Source organism: Mesorhizobium sp. P3_A10, assembly GCF_056403175.1.
In genome coordinates this window covers 1,280,754-1,300,608 of the sequence record NZ_JBFUFZ010000001.1, presented here as the reverse complement: position 1 = coordinate 1,300,608, position 19,855 = coordinate 1,280,754, and the positions used below count along the sequence as shown (strand labels likewise).

Genomic DNA, 19,855 nt, shown 5'->3' with positions numbered 1-19,855 from the left:
ACCGGAAAGTGCCTGAGCATGGCCGCCATCAAGGGTTTTCGTGCTGCGTTGCAGCATTTGTGGCGCATCGAACCATGAATCATAAAGGGTCTTGATCTATTGGAACGTTCCATTTATAGGCACGACCAAGGGAGAGATCGATGGACATTTCCTTGCCAGGAGAGGGCGGTCGCAGCGACCGCTACCGCCTCGTCGGTCAGCCGGTGCAACCGGCGATCGGCGCGCGGTTTTCACGCATCGCCTATGCTGCCGCCCACGTCGTTGCCGATCCGTTCGCCATGACCGATCCTTGGGCCAAGCCGGCGGTCGACTGGGAACGCACGATGGCGTTTCGCCATCATCTGTGGCGGCTCGGCTTCCGCATCGCCGAAGCGATGGACACGTCGCAGCGCGGCATGGGTTTCGACTGGTCGAATGCGCGGGAGTTGATCCGCCGCTCGATTGCCGAGGCGCGCACCGTCGACGGCGCCGATCTCGCTTCGGGCGCCGGCACCGACCATCTGGCGCCGGGCGCCGCCCGGACGCTCGACGATGTTATTGCTGCCTATGAGGAACAGTTCGGTTTCATCGAAGGCCTCGGCGGCAAGGCAATCATGATGGCCAGCCGCGCGCTGGCGGCCGTTGCCAAGAGCCCGGACGACTATGCACGTGTGTACGATCGAATCCTGAGCCAGGCCTCCGGCAAGGTCATCCTGCACTGGCTGGGCGACATGTTCGATCCGGCCCTGAAAGGCTACTGGGGCAGCCACGATTTCGACGCCGCGCTCGATACGGTCGTCGCCATCATCGAACGCCATACCGACAAGGTGGAGGGGATAAAAATATCGCTGCTCGATGCCGGCAAGGAGATCGCGCTGCGCAATAAGCTGCCTGACGGCGTCATCATGTTCACCGGCGACGACTTCAACTACCCCGAACTGATTGCCGGCGACGGCGAAAGACACTCGCACGCGCTGCTCGGCATTTTCGACGCCATCGCGCCGGTTGCCACTGCCGCGCTGGCGAAGCTCGCCGAGGGCGACCGCGCCGGCTACGACGCGCTGATGGCGCCGACCGTGCCGCTGTCGCGGAAAATCTTCGAGGCGCCGACCGAATATTACAAGGCCGGCATCGTCTTCATGGCGTGGCTGAACGGCCATCAGGACCACTTTACCATGGTCGGCGGCATGCAATCGGCACGCGGCATCCGCCACTATGCCGATTTGTTCCGGCTTGCCGATCAGGCTGGGTTGCTGGCCGATCCGGAGCTTGCGGTCGCCCGAATGAGAAGCTTCTGCACGGTGGCTGGTATCTGATCACGGCAGCTGACCGCTTCTGGTCCAAGGCCACGGATTTGCCTTGTCCGGGCAAATCTGTATTCGCTATGCGCGATCGGAAGCGGACGAAACACAGCGATGACGGACAAAGTGGCTCTCATTACCGGCGTGACCGGTCAGGACGGAGCCTATCTGGCGCAACTGCTGCTGCAGAAAGGCTATGTCGTCCATGGCGTCAAACGCCGTTCATCCTCGTTCAACACCGAGCGCGTCGACGACATCTATGTCGATCCGCATGAGCGCGGCGCCCGTTTCTTCCTGCACTATGGCGACCTCACCGATGCGACCAATCTGATCCGCCTGGTGCAGGAAACGCAGCCGAGCGAGATCTACAATCTCGGCGCCCAAAGCCATGTCCAGGTGAGTTTCGAGACGCCTGAATACACCGGCAATGCCGATGCGTTGGGAACGCTGAGGCTGCTCGAAGCCATCCGCATTCTCGGCCTGGAAAGGTCGGTGCGCTTTTATCAGGCCTCGACATCGGAACTTTACGGCAAAGCGCAGCAAGTCCCGCAGAGCGAGACCACGCCCTTCCATCCGCGTTCGCCCTATGCCGCCGCCAAGCTTTACGCCTACTGGATCACGGTCAACTATCGCGAGGCCTATGGCATGTTTGCCGCCAACGGCATCCTGTTCAACCACGAGAGCCCGACGCGCGGCGAGACCTTCGTCACCCGCAAGATCACGCGGGCTGTCGCTGCAATCCATCGCGGGCTGCAGGAAACCCTCTATCTCGGCAACATCGATGCCCGGCGCGACTGGGGTCATGCGCGTGACTATGTGGAGGGGATGTGGCGTATCCTGCAGCACACCGAGGCAGACGATTTCGTGCTGGCGACAGGCGAGGCGCATTCCGTGCGCGAATTCGTCGAGCTGGCCTTCGCGGAGACCGGGCGCGCCATTGCCTGGCAAGGCAAGGGTGTTGATGAAGTGGGCGTCGATGCCAGTTCGGGCGCCGCCCTGGTGCGCATCGACCCGCGCTATTTCCGGCCGACCGAGGTCGACCATCTCGTCGGTGACGCCGCCAAGGCCAAGGCCAGGCTGGGCTGGTCGCATACGGTCGGCTTCAGGGATCTGGTGGCGGAAATGGTGCAGGCAGATCTGGCGCGCGCCATTGGCGGCACAGGGCAGAGCGGTCGCTCGGCATAGGATGCGCTGATGGGCGACATGTTTGAACTTCAGGGCAAGCGGGTTTTCGTCGCCGGGCATCGCGGCATGGTCGGCGCGGCGATTGTGCGCCGGCTGGCGTCCGAGGGCTGCGAGGTCCTGACCGTATCTCGTGACCGGCTCGATCTTCTCGATCAGGCCGGTGTGCGGCGCTGGATGGCCGAGCACAGGCCGGATGCCGTGGTGTTGGCTGCCGCCAAGGTCGGCGGCATTCTGGCCAATGACCGGTTCCCGGCGGATTTCCTGCATGAAAATCTCGTCCTGCAGAGCAATGTCATCGACGGCGCCTTTCGCAGCGAGGTGGGCAAACTGCTGTTTCTTGGCTCGTCCTGCATCTACCCGAAGTTCGCGGCGCAACCGATCTCGGAAGATGCTTTGCTGACCGGCCCGCTCGAACCCACCAACGAAGCCTATGCGATCGCCAAGATCGCCGGGCTGAAACTGTGCCAGGCTTATCGGCGCCAACATGGCGTCGACTACATATCGGCAATGCCGGCCAGTCTCTTTGGCCCGGGCGACAATTTCGACCTCTCCAGCAGCCATGTCATACCGGCGCTGATGCGCAAGGCGCATGATGCCAAGCGCGCTGGCGGCAAGACCCTCGAGGTCTGGGGATCGGGCACGCCGATGCGCGAGTTCCTGCATGTCGACGACGCCGCCGACGCGCTAATCTGGCTGCTGAAGACTTATTCCGCCGACAGCCACGTCAATGTCGGCTCGGGGAAGGATATCACCATTGCCGAGCTCGCCCGCACTGTCGCAACCGTCGTCGGCGCCGATGTCGCGATCACCTTCGATCCGACGAAGCCGGACGGGACGCCGCGCAAGCTGATGGATGTGTCGCGCCTGTTTGCGACCGGCTGGAGGCCCGGATACTCGCTTCGCAGTGGATTGGAACAGACATATGAGTGGTTTCTCCGCCACGTGGAAAAGGGCGACGTCCGGCGCGAAACCGCGTGATCCCCTTTCGACGCTGATTGCCGCGACCAGGGACGATGGCTTGGGCGGCCGTCTACTGGCGATGGCGAATGCCAAAACGCTGGCCGACACATTCGGCTATCGCTTCGGCTTCACCTGGAACCGAAAGGCCATCGCCGACAAGGCGTTCCACGTCGTCGATACTGCCGACAAAATTTTTTCGTCCGATTTCATCGAAAGGCATTGGCTGGGCGAAAAGGTCAAGGCGTCCAATTTCGGCATTCTCGACGCGGCCGCCCTTGCCGGGCGCAGTCTTGGAGAGGTCGCGAAAGAGAGGAAGCTGCGCGGTTGGATTTGCGATGATTTTCACATCCTAAGCCACTATCGCGGCGATCCGACGCAACTCGTTGGCCGGTCAGCAACACTGCGCAGCTTCGATTATTCAACGGTGGTGAAAGTGGCCATCGACGCCGCCAATGGCAGCCGGTTTGCCGGTCCGACGGCAGCACTTCACCTGCGCAGCGGCGACATCGTGCACGGCAAGCATCGCGCGAGCCTGGTCTTTGCCGGAAAGGTGATCCCGTCGACGCTGGCCAGGGCGATCGTCTCGCAGCTTTCGTCGATGGGCATGGCGACCCTGCTGATCGGGCAGCACCGTCCGACGCTCGACTATCTCAAGGCCGAAACCGGCGCGGTGCTGAGCAGCGATTTCGGCGCCGACGCATTTGAGGACGAGACCTTGAAATCATTCTTCGAGATGGCGCTGATGGCGCGCTGCCGGCAAATCTATTCGGGAAGCAGCATCTTCGCGCAGATAGCGTCGTTGATGGGCGATGTCCCCCTCATACGCGCGGCTGCCTTGTTCGATGCGCCGCGGGCCGCGAAGATCATCCTCGATGAATTGGAGGATCGCCAGGCGCATTATCATCCGCGCGAAGCCGCCTTCGGCTATCAGGCGGCACTCTTGGCGATGGAAGACAAGATCGCGCCCAAGCAGGCACGTGAGGTCCTGGACAAGGCCTATGCGCTTGATCCGGAAAACGATGCCTATGCCTTGAAGATCGCCTCGGCATATTTTCGCGAGCGCGACTATGCTTCGGGCGAAACTGTCTTGAAATCCGTGATGACCCGGCAGTTTCGGGAACGTCCCAAAATCCCGCTGATGATCATGCGGCTGCTTGGCGACATGCTGTGGCACAGATATCCGTTTGCGGGGGATTTCGAGTTCTTCCTTGCCRCTGCGGAAGCAGGTTATCCCTATGCTGCGGCATGTTCGGCCTGGATACTCCAGCAAACGACGGCGGACCGCGGGCGGGCGCTGGCGATGGCGGACAGCGCGGTAACCGCCTCCCCTGCGGATCCGATCCTGAGGAAGGTCAAGCGGCAGATCCTGCAGGGCAAGAGGCCGGAGTCCGGCCTGATCGCCAAGGCAAGTTGGCGGCTCGCCTGGCTGCGTGGTCTCGGAGCGACGTGAGAGATCAGGGCCGGCGCAATATCCAGAATGGCGGGATTGCGCAGTCCGGATGGAAGATCAGCTTCGTTGCTTCTGCTTGCACGCCTGCAGGCACGGTTTCGTCGAAATGATGCCGCGCCAGATCGTCCAGCAAAGGCCGGATGCGCTCCTGATCGAATGTCTCGCTGGGTATCGTGGCCAGGGTATCGGCATGTGCTGCCACCCAGCGCAGAGCCTTGACCAGCCCCTGTCCGTCCTTCGCCCGGTACTCCCAAAGATCGTCGCCGACCAAGGACAAGATTCGCGCCAGCGCCGTCCATCCCTGCAAGGCAAACATGGCGTAGTGTCTCGGACGAGTGCGTGACAGTTCCTCGGGCAGGCAGCCATCGGCCGCGATCTGGTCCGCGATCCTTTCGCGGGCAAAGAGTCCCGCTTTTGCAAGCGCCGCGCCGTCACCCAGGAATGCCGCGATGGCCGCCCGCTGCAGGTCGAAGAAAAGACCGTGGTTGTTGAGTCGGTAGAATTCAAATTTCGCGGCCGGCGCGGTGTCCAGCCATTCACAGTATGAACAAAGCCAGGCTCTGAAGGCTAGCCTGTCCCGCTCGTCCAGCGCTCCGCTTCGCTCGATCAACCTGACTGCATCGAGAAAGAAGTAGAGATCCCCGAGTTCAATGATGCCGTATCCCCGGCCTTCATTGTTGTCGCGCCCGCATCGCACCTGCGCGTAGCGCATGTTCGGGTTCATTCTCGTCGCAGGGTCCACGAACCATGCACGGATGAGCCGCGCGGCATGACTGGCGTAGCGTACCTCCCCAAGCACGGTCGCCGCCAAGGCAAGCACGGTGCTGTCGTCGAGAACCCGTTGCAGGCGTGTTCGATCGTAGGCCTCGCCGCCTGCTTCATACAATGCGGTGCCGGGGGCATGTTCGCCGTCGCGCCGGACGAAGGGAAGGCCATCCGGCTTTCGCGGATCCGGCCACCAGTATGGGGCCGGCTGGAAATAGTCGTGCGGATCGCCGCTCGGGGCACGGCCACTCTTGTCCATAACGCTGAACGGACCGCGGACGAGCGCTCGCTCCGCGCAGGCACGCAGCTCTTGTTGAACGTGCACGTTTTGCCTTCGCGTGGCGACGAGCATGTCCTCGTCGTAGTAGGCTAGGCATGCGGGATCGAGCCTTTGGGCGTTCGCATTGGCGTCGCAGCGATCGAGCATGCCGACGATCGCCTCGTCGCGCCTGACCAGCCGAGCGCGGAAACCGGCCCGGCCGATTTCCAGATGCGAACGTCCTGAATCCAGGCGCGCAACCCAGCCCGCATTCTGGAAAAGCCCGGCATCCGCTGCAAGGCGCGGGCGCGGGATATCCCATACGTCGTCGCGAAACCGATCCCATAGCCCGGGGATGCCGAGCCGCCACAGCATTTCGATCTTCGGCCGGCGCCCGTAGCCGTATTTTTCGTCGAACAGCTCGGTCGTGTCGCTGCGAAAAATGATTTGCGGCTCTTCGTTCGCCGGCGGCCTGAAAGTCTCGTCGAGCAGAAGCGCGTTGTCGACGATGCGCGCCATCGGCACGACGACGTAGCGAAAATGAGGATTTTCCTCGATCGCCGCCCGGATCTGCTGGAAGGCCGGCAGCGTCAGATAGCAATTGCCGTCCCAGGGCATCAGCCACTTGGCACGCCCGCGGGCAATCTCCAGGGCCGCGTTGCGCGCCCCGTTGTTGTTCATCACATAGAGGTTCTTTCGGTGCCGGACATGCGTTTCGTAACGCGATGCATTCTCTCCACCCGGCCGGTTGTCGGCGTTGGAAAACCTGGATTCGTCCGCCGCCAGCCCGTCGGTGTTCCACGGAATTTGCCGATAGGCATCGAGCTCGAACGGGATCCGATGAAAGCTTTGACCGCGGCTTTTCAACAGGCCGATGATGCGCGCTTCCTCGCCGGGGTCCGTTATCCGGTTGACGATCCAGATCTTCTCACAGTCTGGGAAGTCGGATTCATTGTCCAGAATGAACAGGGCGTTGTCGTATGACTGGCCCTTTCGGTGCCGCGGCTCCAGATCATTGCCGATGATTCGGACAAGCATGAAGCTGTCCTTCGTTTCCGAAATCGGCAGAGCCTTGTAGCCGTCGCGCGCGGCTTTGATGCGGCGCCTGACGACATATCCGTATTCGAGCTTGCGCTTTGCCCAGCCCAAGGCGCCGCCGAGGCTCGACAATGGCGATCTGAAATGCTTCTTCGCCCGCTTGAGTTCGAGATATATCTTTTGCCAGGTGGGTCGGCGCGGCGCTGCCGGACTTGAAGTCATGACTTTGCGCCGGACAGGGCGCATGAACGGCCGCGACCGCAAGCCGTCATGGACCATCCTATTGCCGTCATGCGGGCTGTTCCCTCGAACGTTCAGCTCGGTTCCAGCCTTTAACGCCACAAAGCGCGTGCGTCACGGCTGAAATTCGGCCGGCGGCGGCATTGTCGTGCCCGTCTGCCGGGGAAAGACCCCGCCGACAATTTTTGGGTTCCTTGAACCAATTCGTTTCGGGACGCGACATAGCGCTGCGTCGAAACGCAATCCATCAAGGAGAACGTCCCGTGTTTATTGTTTCAAGAAACGTCTTTCTCGCCGCCATTGCCGTTTCGGTGCTGGCAGGCTGCAAGACCACCACCCCACCGGAATGCGACAACCTGAAGCCGAAAGTTACCTACAACGGCAAATGCTGCGGCATTGGCGATGGGACCTGCAAGGAAGGCAGGAATAGCCCGCCGCAGAGTCATACGCCCAACCCCACACCGCAGTGATCTGATCGCTGCCAGATCGTCCCGGCCAGGCTGGGACGGTCAGCATCCAAATTGCGGGTTCGTGGGCGCCGGCCAGCGCTGCCAACCGGAGTGGCATTTGACCCTGAGCCCGAAAAGGCGAGGCCACGATCGGCGTCGCCGAGGTCAATCAACCTACGGCCACGTGCGGTGCAGACAAAAAGCTGGTGTTGGATGGTGGGCGTGACAGGGATTGAACCTGTGACCCCTGCAATGTCAATGCAGTGCTCTCCCGCTGATCGTCGCTTTCGCTCCTATCGAAAGACTGAATAAATTCAGCTGCTTAACGCAGCCTACGATCTTTCTCAGCTCCACGCAATCCTCCACAGAAAACGACATTTTTCGACTATTCGCTGTGACGGGAGTGTGACAGGAAATTGAGGAATAGCCGGCCCGCCTATCGCCACTGTGATAATAGATCAGTTTGACGGTACACTGTCGGAATCCGAAACTGATGAGAGCGCCCAAAGCGTGGCGAGTTTCTAGATGGATTAGCTCTTGATACACGCCTTTTAAAATGTCTTCCGCAAGCCTTGGCCATCCGAGCATAGGCACAAGCACATCGTATTGGTGAATCAAATGCGCTTCTCCTCCAGGGATCGACGATAGCCTCCCAGTTGGATAGGCTGAAAATATGGACCCGGAGGTTGGTGAGTTGAAAGTCGTTTCCAGAAGCTGGGTGAGTATACTAAATATTGTGGGGAAAGAATTGTGGGGATAGACGGCGCTCTTGACGAGAGATTTTCGACATCCATCTATATTGATGGTTTCCGGTCTCTCAGAAACTTTCATGTTAAGCTTCGCCCAGGTTTAAATGTTTTGGTTGGGCCAAATGGATCTGGCAAGACTAATTTCATTGATTTTTTAGGTTTTTTGGAAGAGATTGCGAGAAGTAGTGCTACAGCAGGTGTATCTAGGTTGGGCGGGATATCAAAGGTATTTAGTCAGGAAATCATAAGAACAACGACTCCATCAGTATACACCAGAATTTGTGGAGTAGCTGAGATTCCCGAGCAGAAGGTTGGCACGCCGGGACAGAAGTTTTTTCGATATGAATACGAACTCGAAATTCGTTTCAGACGTTCTGAGCCTGTGCTCTTTATCTCAAGGGAGAAGATAAAATTCCGAACGCTCTTTGGTCCTGACGATGACATGGTAGCGGATCGAGCTGTTGGCTCCATGTCCGTTGTCAGAAAGTCCGCAAATCCCGATGCGCCACAAGAGTGGGAATTCGGACCTAGATTGGCAGCTCAGAACGGCCGCAACCCGATGAACGTCCCTGTTCGACAATCATACAGGCTCACTCCCATTCAGACTCTGGAGCGGTTTCAGGGCTTGGACCTGGCACCCGACGAAAGTATTTTATCAGCGAGGAGCATGTCGGCAGCGCTCGACGCAATCAGGCTGGCTATAACAAGGGGAAAGTCGTTCAACATTGTTCCAGACAAAGCGCGCGAGCCGGACGATCTTACGCGGCCGACGATTATTGGCCGCGACGGAACAGGTCTATCATCGACGCTCTATAGGCTCACCAAGGCGAAGAACCGAGCAAAGCCAACTTCGTCATTCGATGTAAGGTATAAGCATGGACTCGAAACGGTTGTGGAATGGACCAAGTTAGTGTTTCCGAATTTACAAGACATCGAGGTCGTGCAGGATCCGCATACGGGAAAATTTCTGGGGTATCTCATCGTTGGTGAAGAGAAGGGGCTCCGTCTTCCTCTTCAGTCTGTGAGTGATGGAACCCTTAAGTGGCTCTGTCTTGTTTGCCTGTTAGTTACCAGTGCTCATGCCTATTCGATTGAGGAGCCTGAAAATTACCTCCATCCTAAGATGCAGCAATTCCTAGTGGCCTTGCTCAGAGATACTTATGATTTTGAAGAGCCAAGCTCCGGATATTCGATCGTGTCGACCCACAGTGAGACAATGATAAATCAATTCAGTCCGATGGAGTTGGTTTTGTTCGAGTTCGTCGACGGTGCCACTCGCTGCAAAAGAATTTCTAACCCTGAAACGGTCATGGACGAGATCAACAGGACAGGATTCGGTTTGGGGTACTACTATGCAAACAACACACTCACCTAAGATTCTCGCGTTTGTTGAAGGAGAGATGGAGAGAATATTTATCAACAATAATTTCAGCTATGTAAGACTTGTTCCAGTCCAAAACGGCGACGGCTGGTCTGTCGAACTGATGTGTAAGCAAATAGTTTCGAAGTTTTTGGTTTATGGCGGTAATCCAGACTTGATAATCGTGTGGATCGATCGAGAGGATCGAGAAATATCGTCGGAGGAATTTGGGGAGGCTATCAAAAGTAGTTTGGTTAAAAACGGGGCTATCGCTGAAAGAATATCGCTTATGATATCTGACAGGATGTCGGAAAATATCATGCTGGCCGATGAAGAAGCCATGCGGCTGGAATTCGGCATTGATACCTATAAGTATGATTTCGAAGGTCAAAGAGGGAAAGGTATTATGAGTAAATTAATGAAAGATGCTGGAAACAGATACAAAGAGACCTCGGATGGTGTCAGATTGCTTAAGAAAATTAGGCTTGGTAGAAGCGCTCTTAATAGTCCGAGCGTTAGCAGGTTCTTGAGCGTTATGCAGCTAGATTGTTGGTGGGTGGCGGCGTAAATTCCAGCGCCTATTCGATTCATGATGGGCATGGAATTGCGGAGGGATGTCCGCCAGGCGCCAAGGATCGATCAGCCCGACGCTAATCCTCCTCGGCTCATCGCTTTGAGGGATTTGTTACAGCATCGGTCTAAAGGGCTATGTCGGTCGCTTCTTCGTGCAACGCCGCCAACTCGGCCGACCAAAGCCCCATTCCCTGCATAGCCGACAGCACCTTCCTAAAATTTTGGTCATTTACAACAATCGTTGCGGCGGTAGCCGCGTACTCGGCCTTTTTCTGGCACTCGCGTAGAAGATTCCTTACCGCGCTTACAAGTTTATTCCTACGGATTACCGTTTCTTCAGATAGAAATTTCTCTAGCTTATCCCCGATATCAGATATATTCGCGTGAAGTTGCTCCCCAATTTGAAACCTCTTCGTCGTAGCTCTGTCTGTATCGTTGAGAGAGACGACGTCGATGGTTGTCTCTCCTTTCTCGTCCAAGCCAACCATCCTATAGAAACGCATAGTGACGTGATCCTTCGGCGTATCTTCGTACGGATTGATAATTGGATGCGCCCCCACATTGTGGGTCGATTTACTAGCGTTGCAACGTTTGCAGGCTGGCAGAAGATTGTCCCATCTTACAACCAAGTCTGGAAAGTCATTCTTGTTCAAAAAGTGCTCAACCTCCATATATTTGCTCTCTTCGGTTAGCTTGCACTCGCAATACGCACACTTGCCAAACGATGAAGACAGAAGTGGCCTTACAATTGACTCTCTTTTCCAAACCGACTCGCCGGTATCCTTAAATTTATCTGTGAGCTCTCTCACCTTTTCGTCTGATAGATACGAAGGTATTTCAGCACGTTTCAGAGGAACCATTTTCAGTCTAACCTGATAGAAGCCATTTGGAGACGCAACAATTTTCTTAGCTGGTTTGTTGGGTGTATCATCGCATCTAGTTTTGCAAATGCCTGTTCCGCCTTCTCCAAATTGGAACTGTCAATCGCTGCATTGAATTCTTTCATACTCTCATCAAACTGCTCGGTTCTCGTATCGGACATCCCCATCACATCGGTAAGGACCTCCTCAATCGTCCATCCCTTGAATCCAAATTCAGCACTGGGAACTTGGCGCTGCACTGTATGTCCGTCCGAACCTTCAAGCGCAATTATCTCGTTTGTATCAGCTGCTTGGATAATATGGGGACTATGTGTCGTAGCTATAAACTGGCACTTCGGGAATATTGACTTCAGAACATTCGGAATCCTAGCTTGCCAGTCAGGATGCAGGTGAAGTTCTAGCTCGTCAATAAGTATTACACCATCGAAATCTTCGGCTTTAACGTGAGGATTCTTAAATCTGAATTCTATCTCCTTTATGATGCCAAAAACCACCGATAAAGTAGATTTAAATCCAGACGACAGGTACTCGTAAAATATCTCTCCACGAGGGCTATTAAGCATGATCTCATTCGAATCGGCCAGGATACGGCTAAATTTGTAGTCGCTGTCAAGAATGCCGAAGCTTCTAACTGCTAGTTGGTAGTTAGAAAACTGTTCTTTGGTCAGCGAATCCCCATGCTTTGACCACATATGTCGATTTACAAACCAATTTTTGAACTCGTATGTGTTAATGCCGCTCTTTGCCTCCTCGTACATTACGTGAATTGGGCGTTCAAGGTCTGTTCGGATGGCATCAATCTGCATGTAGTTTAGAGAGCGCGTCACTTTCAGCGAAAGCAGCTTGTTAGAGATTTGTGATAGTCCACTAACCGAGGAGTTCTTGACAGGAGAGAATTCGCTTAAGGAGAATCTGTGATTTGTCTCTGCACCGTCAACATCTACGCTTATGGAGACTGCCCCTTCTGTAGCTTGCGCGTTTCTCTTTAAAATTTGTGACTGCGAGGAAGTAAATGAGTGAGCAACACATTCTAGTATCGTCGTCTTCCCAATGCCATTCGGTCCGCAGAGGACGTTCATGCCGGGAACAAATTTTAGAGACAAGTGCCGTATTCCACCGATGTCGTCTATGATAATGGATTTAATATGCATCGCTCTTTCTGCCGGTACGTTCTACAAGTCGGATCAGGCATGCTGAATATCTACGGTACATCTTTAGAGTCAAGACGCGTGAGCTGATGAGCTTTTCCAACAGAAATCTTATGCTTCTTCGCAATGTTGCGGAAGGACATGCCTTGCAGGCGGTCCTTGGCCAATGTGTTCACATCAATCATCAATGGCGGTCGTCCTAGTTTCTGGCCCCGTTGGACCGATCGCGCCAATCCAGACAGGACACGTTCCCGAACCATTGACCGTTCGAACTCAGCAAATACGCCTGTCATTTGAAACATGGCTTTGCCGGATGGCGTTGTCGTGTCGATTGCCTGTTGATGGAGGTAGAGGTCCACGCCATTCGAATGCAAATCCTCCAGCGCCTGGACCAGTCCGGTTAGGCTCCGGCCAAGGCGAGACACGTCCCAAGCCATCACGACATCAAATTTGGCCCTGACCGCGTCTTTTAGCAAATGATCATAAGCCGGCCGTTTGTCTCGGCCTTTGGCACCACTAATTCCTTGATCCTGGTAAATGGCAGTGATGGCCCACTCCTTGGCGCTGGCTACCCGTTCCAACTCAATTCGCTGGTTCTCGGTCGTCTGCTCTTTGGTGCTTACTCTGAGGTACAACGCTGCTCGTTTCATGCGCGGCTCCTGTGTTCAGAAAACACTCCTTTTATGAACGCCGATTTTGACTCTTTGAAGGCCTTGGAAATCAAAGAGCTACCAAGCCGAATTCAATAGGGGTTTTTTGAACGGTGACTGTACGCACCTTAGCCTTCAGTGGGAGGCGCCTCGGCAGAAGTTATGCCGATATCCGTGTTGCCTGTAACAACCAAAGAGGGTCGGAGATGGCCTTTTCCGCTTTGGGCCGTCCTAATCAGCTTGGGAGGCATCTATCGGAACTTGTGGCGCAAATCTTCACTAATGTACGCTTATTGACAATTAAGTTCTGGCAGGTCTGTCTTTGATGACCGGATGATTATATTCGTCCCCTCACAGACGTCTTTGTCCTTAACTTTCTCGCAGAGGTCGCGGTTAGAAGCAATTTCATTTGCCTCAAAGCCACTAGCTGGTCCCATCTGTGCGTTCATGGCTGTCATTGCACAGGCCATTTCAGTCTCTTGACGAAACACGGCCCCGCCACAGGTGAGGAACTGTTTTATTTCGGTATCCCTCAAAACCATTGCTGATCGCACACAGTACGCCTCATCAGGGTCACGATTGCATTTTTTTATCAGATTTTTAAGCTTGGCAGCCGGTTTGTCATGCGCTTGGGCGTCGAGTTCATCGCAGGCGATATCCCATTCGGTCTTACCTCCCGACTTAGCGATTTGAACGCTGCTTACAATCCATAGGCTGGATAGCCCAATCATAAGGAAACTTTGCATGGGGCGAAACATTTGAGTTTTTCAGCCTCGCTGCTAGTGTACATGGGCAGAGGGGAGATTCTGTCCCTCAAATTTTCGTAAAGGAAGACGCTGTCCTACTAACTCGAACAGAGAATCAATTCTGGATCGACAGAGGGCAGAGTTCGAATGACTTAATCGTAATGGCGGCTTCGGAGCCTAGGCAATCATAGTAGCAAATCTTGTTCATGCCCGACTCTCGTTCACCCGTCTTGAAACACATGACTGCAACCTGCACATTGCCATCGTTGTGTCTGGTTTGGGGAGGCTGCGTAGGTAGGGCAAAAATCAAAGTGGCAAGCAGAAGACTTCCCATTTCATCCTCCAGTGCTATTAGCTAACGCAGATGGCATACACCCGTTGGCCTTCCTTGCGAACTGATATCTATCTCGCCCTTGCGTGAAGTCTCCGACAGAAGACGCCTAGGCGGGCTGCCGCTTGTGAGGGGCACCTTGGAAACTTGACAAAGCTTAAAACTCCAAATGTGTAGACGCTTTGCACCTCCCCCCGAGGTGGCAATCGCTGTCAACATTATGAATCCTTCAACCGACTAGGCCTCCCTGGTGGGGGATACCTATAGGTGACAGGGGCGGGGTCCCCTGTATCGTATATGCTCCCTGCGTAATTTGGGAAAATTCGCGTTTGTCAACTTTCAAGAAAACGCGATCGATGTGGTTCCATGAGCGATGAGATTAAGCTGAATATAGAACAACGTCTAAGCCTATAACTCTTGCACTTGTGCACCTATCTACTGGAATACGGCTTGGGGGTATCTCCCCTCGCGTCAACGAAGGGAGATAATCGATGATACTATATTCTATTCGGCCCCGTTTAGAGAAGTCGACTCGATCCTGTCAAAGAGATCTTCAGGGAGTGGCATGGCTGACCCTGAAGGTAGTTTCCGGCTTCCGATGATCAACTTAGCCTCCCGGCCCTGGCCAGGATTGGTGTTTTCCAGATAACCGTCTTCTATGGCCTTCTTTGTGGTCCTGCTGATCACTGAGGTGTCCCGGCCCAGTCGGTCAGCGATCTGGGTATTGCTGATGCCTAGAATTGCATCCCTGCCATTTTTACCTTCAACCGCCTCGACGACTGCCCGGATGTTATCGGGCACTGATTTGGCGAGGCCCTGCGAAATCGCACTGTTAACTAGCTGGTAGACGAGACGATAATCATCAGCGGTGGCGATCACGGCTCCACCCTCGGCCTGCTTCCGCGTGCAAGAATGCAATAGCGCGCTTGCTGTGATTAGAGAAAGTATGTGAGGAAAATCTCTTTTTACCTTGTCATGGGTAAACGGCAAACGCTTTGCGATGTCTCTTGCGAAAGGAATCTCGACGGACTTCGGTCCGGACTTTATATATTCATATAGAGCAAACCAAGGATCTAAGTTTAACGGCTCAACCTTTTTGGTGCTATTCTCTGCATATGCTAGGAGCGACGCAGCTATCTGATCCGACGACTCATGTATGTTCACCGAAATCATTCTGTTTTCATCTTCTGGATGAATCCCGGTTGCCGTAGTTGTCATAATCAAACCGCAGGGGCCTTCCAGGATCGGTAGTTCTGATCCTTTCAGACCTTTTTCTGTGCTCTCGACGGTGGCATACCGAACCTTTCCTTCGCTAAGCAGCTGGCGCAGAAGGGCTCTTCCCCCTCCCTCCGCCATGCCCGAGGCCTCCCCGATGATCAGGTGTTTGTTCTTCAGGGACAGGTTCCTAAGGTATATGATTGCCTTTTCTGACATGCCCTCGAACTCTTCGAACGCAGCCGGGGGAATGAACTGCTTTCCCATCCGTAGACCAAACGATTTGCCCGAGCCGGAGGGTCCCTTAATCAAGAGTGAGACCGGTCTAGGCAGCATTCCTGTAAGCAAAGTCATGTAAGACAACAACGGAATATGCGCTGGTCCGGCGAAACCCTGCTTTTGAATGTATCCTTCCAATATCAGTGGTATATCGTGAAGTTTAGAAATGTTAGCGCATTGTTCGAGTAATTCTTCTCGTTTCATAATCTCTTTCTTCATATAGTCTCCGATCTAAATAATTGTCATAATTAAAGCGGTCAATGAGGACTCAAAACGTTGACATCAACGGTTCCGCATGACCATTTTATGGGTACAAACTAAAGCAAGCTCAAAGTTCGCCTTAATTGTAAGTATAATTATATCAGTATAACCTATCCATGTCAAGAAAATGATCACGGTTTGTTCTTAGGCGGGAAGTTTCACCATTATAGGTCATGAGTTATTTATTTATGGCAATTTTCTCGACACAGCAGTCATGTTGGCGTGGGCATATCGCATCAGCATTCGTATGTCTCTGTGCCCACTGATTGACGCTACTTCCGGTAAGGATAACCCGATCTCAAAGAACCGGCTGATCGCCTCATGTCGCAGGTCATGAAAGTGGAGGGCTTCAAGGCCAACCCGCTTTGTAAGCCTTACCCACGACAGCCTGAGGGCATTGCCAGTTAGAGGAAAGACTTTTCCTGTCCCCCCTTTTAGTCCTCGCACAAGTGCAGGCCTTCGAGGTGAGTGGAATCGTCCTAGAGTGACCGTTCTTCGTGTCAGGGATGACCACTGAGCGTTGTTCCAGGTTTACGTCGCCCCAATCGATGTTGAGAATTTCACTCCTCCTCATTGCCGTTTCCAACGCAAATAGGATGATAGGGAGGACTAGGAGATTTCTTGTTTTTTCTGCCGCCGAAACGAGAAGATCGAGTTCGCCCTCCCGCAGTCGCCTTTCCCTTCTATTGCCTCTCGCCCTTAGAACGAGATCGGAAAGGGGGTTCGTTTTGATGGGAAGCTCCCACTCCCGTTTGGCAATGGTGAACATGTTGGATAGGGGAGCCAATTGGCGCGCCAACGTTGTGGCTGAGATACTCTGAAGGCGTTTATCCCTGTAGGCTGCAAAGTCGGCTGTTGAGATGGCTGACAGCTTCTTGTTGCATAAAGGGTCACGCAGAAATGCGTTAAGGACGATCGTTTCGACTTCTGCTCCCCGTTTCGCGATGACAACCTCATCCCGATAGCGTTCGACGAGTTGTCCGAGGGAAAGATATCTCAAAGCTTTTGTGTTTGTGGGAAGGTCGTTTCGATCCGCCTTGGCTTCCCAATGCCGTGCCCATTCGGCAGCATCTCCCTTCTTCAGGAATGACCTTGAAATTGTGGGGAATCCCTGGCGTCGGATCTGAACCTGCCATTTGGTCCCGCGCTTCCGAATCGTAGCCATTGCGTCGTATCCGCTGTGACAGAGTTGTGACAGCAGCGAATTCGAACGAAAATCAGGAGAGCTAACAGATCGAATTTCTTTGTGTTTTCAATCTGTTGGATGGTGGGCGTGACAGGGATTGAACCTGTGACCCCTGCAATGTCAATGCAGTGCTCTCCCGCTGAGCTACACGCCCATCCGAAGCCGCGCATACACCATTTTTGATCCAGCGCGTCAATAGCAGGAAAAAGGAAAGAGAGGCTCGCTTTGTCGCGGCGGCAAATGGCCCGCAAAAAACGCTTCAGGCTGCGTGCAGCATCTTTTCGACCTCGTTGACGAGGTCGCGCAGATGGAATGGTTTCGACAGCACCTTGGCGTCTTTCGGCGCCTTGGAATCCGGGTTCAGCGCAACAGCGGCGAAGCCGGTGATGAACATGACCTTGAGGTCGGGGTCGATCTCGGTGGCGCGGCGGGCAAGTTCGATGCCGTCCATCTCGGGCATGACGATGTCGGTCAACAGCAAGGAGAAAGGCTCCTCGCGCAGCCGCTCATAGGCGCTGGCGCCATTGTCGAAATCGCTGACCTGGTAGCCCGCGCGCTCCAGTGCCTTGACGAGGAACCGGCGCATATCGTCGTCGTCTTCAGCCAGAAGAATGCGTGCCATCTTATCCCGTCCGAATCACCCGCCAGACATTGCCGTTGGGCAAGCCTGTTAACCATCCTGTATATGAGGAGGTGACGGTAAAGATCAAGTGAACGAGGAGAAGCCAAATCCGCATTCTACAAAGTGAATTGGGCGCCGAAATGCTGGACATGCGGCGAGCGAGATGGCACTTTCCAATCATGATGCACTGGTGTTTCCGGGTTCGATCAAATTGAAGACGGCAGCCGAGGATTTTTCGGTCGTTCCACCCTTCGAAATCCGATCGGGCGCCGAGCAGCGCGTTCCCTTCCTCTTCAATTCGCCGCATAGCGGCCGCTACTACCCCGACCGCTTCCTGGCCATGGCACGGCTGGATCGAAACGCTATCCGCCGGTCCGAGGATTGCTATGTCGACGAATTGTTCGGCGGCGCCGTGGCGCTTGGCGCGCCGATGCTGGCGGCGAATTTTCCGCGCGCCTATCTCGACGTCAACCGCGAGCCGTGGGAACTCGATCCGCGCATGTTCGCCGAACCGGTGCCGTCCTTCTGCAACATCCGCTCGGCGCGGGTGGCCGGCGGGCTCGGCACCGTGCCCAAGCTGGTCGGGGAGGGGCTCGACATCTATTCCGGCCGCTTGCCGCTGGCGGAGGCGGTGGCGCGCATCGAAACCGTCTACAAACCCTATCACGAGACGCTGAAGCGGCTGTTGACCAGAACCCATGCGCGGTTCGGCTATGCCGTGCTGATCGACTGCCACTCGATGCCCGCGAGCATAAGGGTTGGCGACAATGGGGTGCGGCCTGATTTCATCGTCGGCGACCGGTTCGGCATTTCCGCATCGCCGGCGCTGACCGAGACGGCGATCGGCCTGCTCACCGGCATGGGCTATACCGTCGCCCACAACAAACCCTATGCCGGAGGCTTTATCACCGAGCATTACGGCCGGCCGGCGCGCCATCTCCACGCGCTGCAGATCGAGGTCAATCGCGGTCTTTACATGAACGAGCGGACGTTCCAGAAAACCGCCGGCTTCGATGCCCTTGCCGACGATCTGGCGCGGTTTTCGGCCGACCTGATGGCGATGCCCGATCACCACTTTATCGATCTTCCGCTTGCCGCCGAATAGCACTGCGAGCTGGGCGCGCTCCGCGAGCCATGCCGGGGCGTAAAAAAAGACCGCATCGTTTGCACGACACGGTCGAAGTCTAGGGAGGAAACGCCCAAGGAGGGCATGGACAGGAAAACCTGTCCGAGTACAAAACTATTGTGCGCTGCACAAATGTCAAGCGACCTTCAGGCTTTTTTAATTCACTATGATGTGGAAATTGCGTTTCGATGGCATTTGCGTGACATTTACGCAACAGCTATCGCTGCCCAAAAGTTTAGCACGCCCCTTGTTTTGGCGGGAAACCACCGGCAAATGACATTTCCAAGCATGCTGCAACGCGGGAGAATCAGTTGGACATCAGCATCGACTTCATGCGGCGCATTGCTCATGCCGCCGCCGCCGAGACGTTGCCGCGTTTTCGTGCGCAAGGCGCGGTGGCCAACAAGGAGGCCGGCAGCTTCGACCCGGTGACCGAGGCTGACCGTGAAGCCGAGCGTGTCATCCGGGCGCTGATATCGGCGGAGTATCCCGACCACGGCATTCTTGGCGAAGAGCATGGTAGCGAGAACATCTCCAGCAGGCATGTCTGGGTGATTGATCCGATCGACGGCACGCGCGCCTTCATCTCCGGCCTGCCAGTGTGGGGAACCTTGGTCGGGCTGACGGTCGACGGCGACGCCGTCGCCGGCATGATGGCGCAGCCCTTCACCGGCGAGCTGTTCTACGCCAACGCCTCCGGTTCCCACTATGAGGGGCCGGGTGGACCGCGAAAGCTGGCGACGCGCAAGACGACGGATCTTTCCGCGGCGACGCTGTTCACCACCACGCCGGCGCTGTTCAAGGGCGAGGCACGCAAGCGCTTTGACGCCTTCGAGAAGCAGGTCCAGCTCGTGCGCTACGGCGCCGATTGCTATGCTTTTTCGATGATCGCTTCCGGCAGCGTCGATATCGTCGCCGATCCCGGCTTGAAGCCCTACGATATCGTGGCGTTGATCCCGATCATCGAGAAAGCCGGCGGCGTCGTCACCACTTTCGAGGGCGGACCGGCGGAAAAGGGCGGCGACATCCTGGCCGCGGCGACACCGGAGCTTCACGCGGCGGCGATGGCGGCGCTGCGCGGATAGCGCTTAGCGGTCATTTG

At 55.5% G+C, this 19,855-nt stretch carries 18 protein-coding genes and 1 tRNA gene; 9 read left to right on the top strand and 10 right to left on the bottom strand.

The window, feature by feature from the left end; all coding sequences use genetic code 11:
- The first annotated feature begins 140 nt into the window (after window positions 1-140).
- The 4 genes from AC1DXU_RS06270 to AC1DXU_RS06255 all read left to right on the top strand — a co-directional run bounded on the left by AC1DXU_RS06270 (window position 141) and on the right by AC1DXU_RS06255 (window position 4,875).
- Entirely contained in the window at window positions 141-1,295 is a 1,155-nt protein-coding gene (locus AC1DXU_RS06270) for a dihydrodipicolinate synthase family protein (RefSeq protein WP_477365680.1), read from the top strand.
- A gap of 99 nt (window positions 1,296-1,394) precedes the next feature.
- Window positions 1,395-2,465, top strand: coding sequence for a GDP-mannose 4,6-dehydratase (gene gmd, locus AC1DXU_RS06265; RefSeq protein WP_477365677.1), 1,071 nt, complete (start codon window positions 1,395-1,397; stop codon window positions 2,463-2,465).
- 18 nt (window positions 2,466-2,483) lie between these two features.
- Window positions 2,484-3,443, top strand: coding sequence for a GDP-L-fucose synthase (fcl, locus tag AC1DXU_RS06260; protein ID WP_477366058.1), 960 nt, complete (start codon window positions 2,484-2,486; stop codon window positions 3,441-3,443).
- Window positions 3,388-4,875, top strand: a complete 1,488-nt coding sequence (locus AC1DXU_RS06255) for a hypothetical protein (protein WP_477365673.1) — start codon at window positions 3,388-3,390, stop codon at window positions 4,873-4,875. Before fcl ends, AC1DXU_RS06255 begins: the two co-directional genes overlap by 56 nt.
- Window positions 4,876-4,879: 4 nt before the next feature.
- Here the strand turns inward: AC1DXU_RS06255 and AC1DXU_RS06250 are convergent, their stop codons facing one another.
- Window positions 4,880-7,216, bottom strand: coding sequence for an alginate lyase family protein (locus AC1DXU_RS06250; RefSeq protein WP_477365670.1), 2,337 nt, complete (start codon window positions 7,214-7,216; stop codon window positions 4,880-4,882).
- Between the two features lie 224 nt (window positions 7,217-7,440).
- Here AC1DXU_RS06250 and AC1DXU_RS06245 point away from each other — a divergent pair, with 224 nt between their 5' ends.
- The 3 genes from AC1DXU_RS06245 (at window position 7,441) to AC1DXU_RS06235 (ending at window position 10,303) form a co-directional block, all read left to right on the top strand.
- On the top strand, window positions 7,441-7,647 hold the full coding sequence (locus tag AC1DXU_RS06245; RefSeq protein WP_477365667.1) for a hypothetical protein: 207 nt from the start codon (window positions 7,441-7,443) through the stop codon (window positions 7,645-7,647).
- Window positions 7,648-8,376: 729 nt separating this feature from the next.
- Window positions 8,377-9,750, top strand: coding sequence for an AAA family ATPase (locus AC1DXU_RS06240; protein ID WP_477365665.1), 1,374 nt, complete (start codon window positions 8,377-8,379; stop codon window positions 9,748-9,750).
- A complete protein-coding gene (locus tag AC1DXU_RS06235; RefSeq protein ID WP_477365662.1) occupies window positions 9,728-10,303 on the top strand; it encodes a hypothetical protein in 576 nt (191 codons plus the stop codon). The genes AC1DXU_RS06240 and AC1DXU_RS06235 overlap by 23 nt, the downstream gene beginning before the upstream one ends.
- A gap of 130 nt (window positions 10,304-10,433) precedes the next feature.
- On the opposite strand, the gene AC1DXU_RS06230 is transcribed toward AC1DXU_RS06235, so the two are convergent.
- From AC1DXU_RS06230 to cpdR, 9 genes are all read right to left on the bottom strand, one after another.
- Window positions 10,434-11,168, bottom strand: coding sequence for an HNH endonuclease family protein (locus AC1DXU_RS06230; protein ID WP_477365659.1), 735 nt, complete (start codon window positions 11,166-11,168; stop codon window positions 10,434-10,436).
- A 2-nt stretch (window positions 11,169-11,170) separates the two neighbouring features.
- Window positions 11,171-12,340, bottom strand: a complete 1,170-nt coding sequence (locus AC1DXU_RS06225) for an AAA family ATPase (RefSeq protein ID WP_477365655.1) — start codon at window positions 12,338-12,340, stop codon at window positions 11,171-11,173.
- A gap of 50 nt (window positions 12,341-12,390) precedes the next feature.
- A complete protein-coding gene (locus AC1DXU_RS06220) occupies window positions 12,391-12,987 on the bottom strand; it encodes a recombinase family protein (RefSeq protein ID WP_477365652.1) in 597 nt (198 codons plus the stop codon).
- A 290-nt stretch (window positions 12,988-13,277) separates the two neighbouring features.
- Window positions 13,278-13,745 carry a hypothetical protein gene (locus AC1DXU_RS06215; protein ID WP_477365650.1) on the bottom strand — a complete coding sequence of 156 codons (468 nt, stop codon included), beginning with the start codon at window positions 13,743-13,745 and terminating at the stop codon, window positions 13,278-13,280.
- 823 nt (window positions 13,746-14,568) lie between these two features.
- Window positions 14,569-15,777 carry a hypothetical protein gene (locus tag AC1DXU_RS06210; protein ID WP_477365647.1) on the bottom strand — a complete coding sequence of 403 codons (1,209 nt, stop codon included), beginning with the start codon at window positions 15,775-15,777 and terminating at the stop codon, window positions 14,569-14,571.
- A gap of 228 nt (window positions 15,778-16,005) precedes the next feature.
- Window positions 16,006-16,266 carry a tyrosine-type recombinase/integrase gene (locus tag AC1DXU_RS06205; protein ID WP_477365644.1) on the bottom strand — a complete coding sequence of 87 codons (261 nt, stop codon included), beginning with the start codon at window positions 16,264-16,266 and terminating at the stop codon, window positions 16,006-16,008.
- Window positions 16,169-16,984: a tyrosine-type recombinase/integrase gene (locus AC1DXU_RS06200; protein WP_477365640.1), complete on the bottom strand. Its 816-nt coding sequence runs from the start codon at window positions 16,982-16,984 to the stop codon at window positions 16,169-16,171. The genes AC1DXU_RS06205 and AC1DXU_RS06200 overlap by 98 nt, the downstream gene beginning before the upstream one ends.
- 100 nt (window positions 16,985-17,084) lie before the next feature.
- Window positions 17,085-17,159 (bottom strand) — tRNA-Val (locus AC1DXU_RS06195).
- A gap of 105 nt (window positions 17,160-17,264) precedes the next feature.
- Window positions 17,265-17,627 (bottom strand): cell cycle two-component system response regulator CpdR, encoded by a 363-nt coding sequence (gene cpdR / locus AC1DXU_RS06190; protein ID WP_010911372.1) that lies wholly within the window; start codon window positions 17,625-17,627, stop codon window positions 17,265-17,267.
- Window positions 17,628-17,790: 163 nt separating this feature from the next.
- Here cpdR and AC1DXU_RS06185 point away from each other — a divergent pair, with 163 nt between their 5' ends.
- Together AC1DXU_RS06185 and hisN are read left to right on the top strand one after the other, a co-directional pair.
- Window positions 17,791-18,732 (top strand): N-formylglutamate amidohydrolase, encoded by a 942-nt coding sequence (locus tag AC1DXU_RS06185; protein ID WP_477365637.1) that lies wholly within the window; start codon window positions 17,791-17,793, stop codon window positions 18,730-18,732.
- 332 nt (window positions 18,733-19,064) lie between these two features.
- Window positions 19,065-19,838 (top strand): histidinol-phosphatase, encoded by a 774-nt coding sequence (hisN, locus tag AC1DXU_RS06180; protein WP_477365634.1) that lies wholly within the window; start codon window positions 19,065-19,067, stop codon window positions 19,836-19,838.
- The last annotated feature ends 17 nt before the right edge of the window (window positions 19,839-19,855 follow it).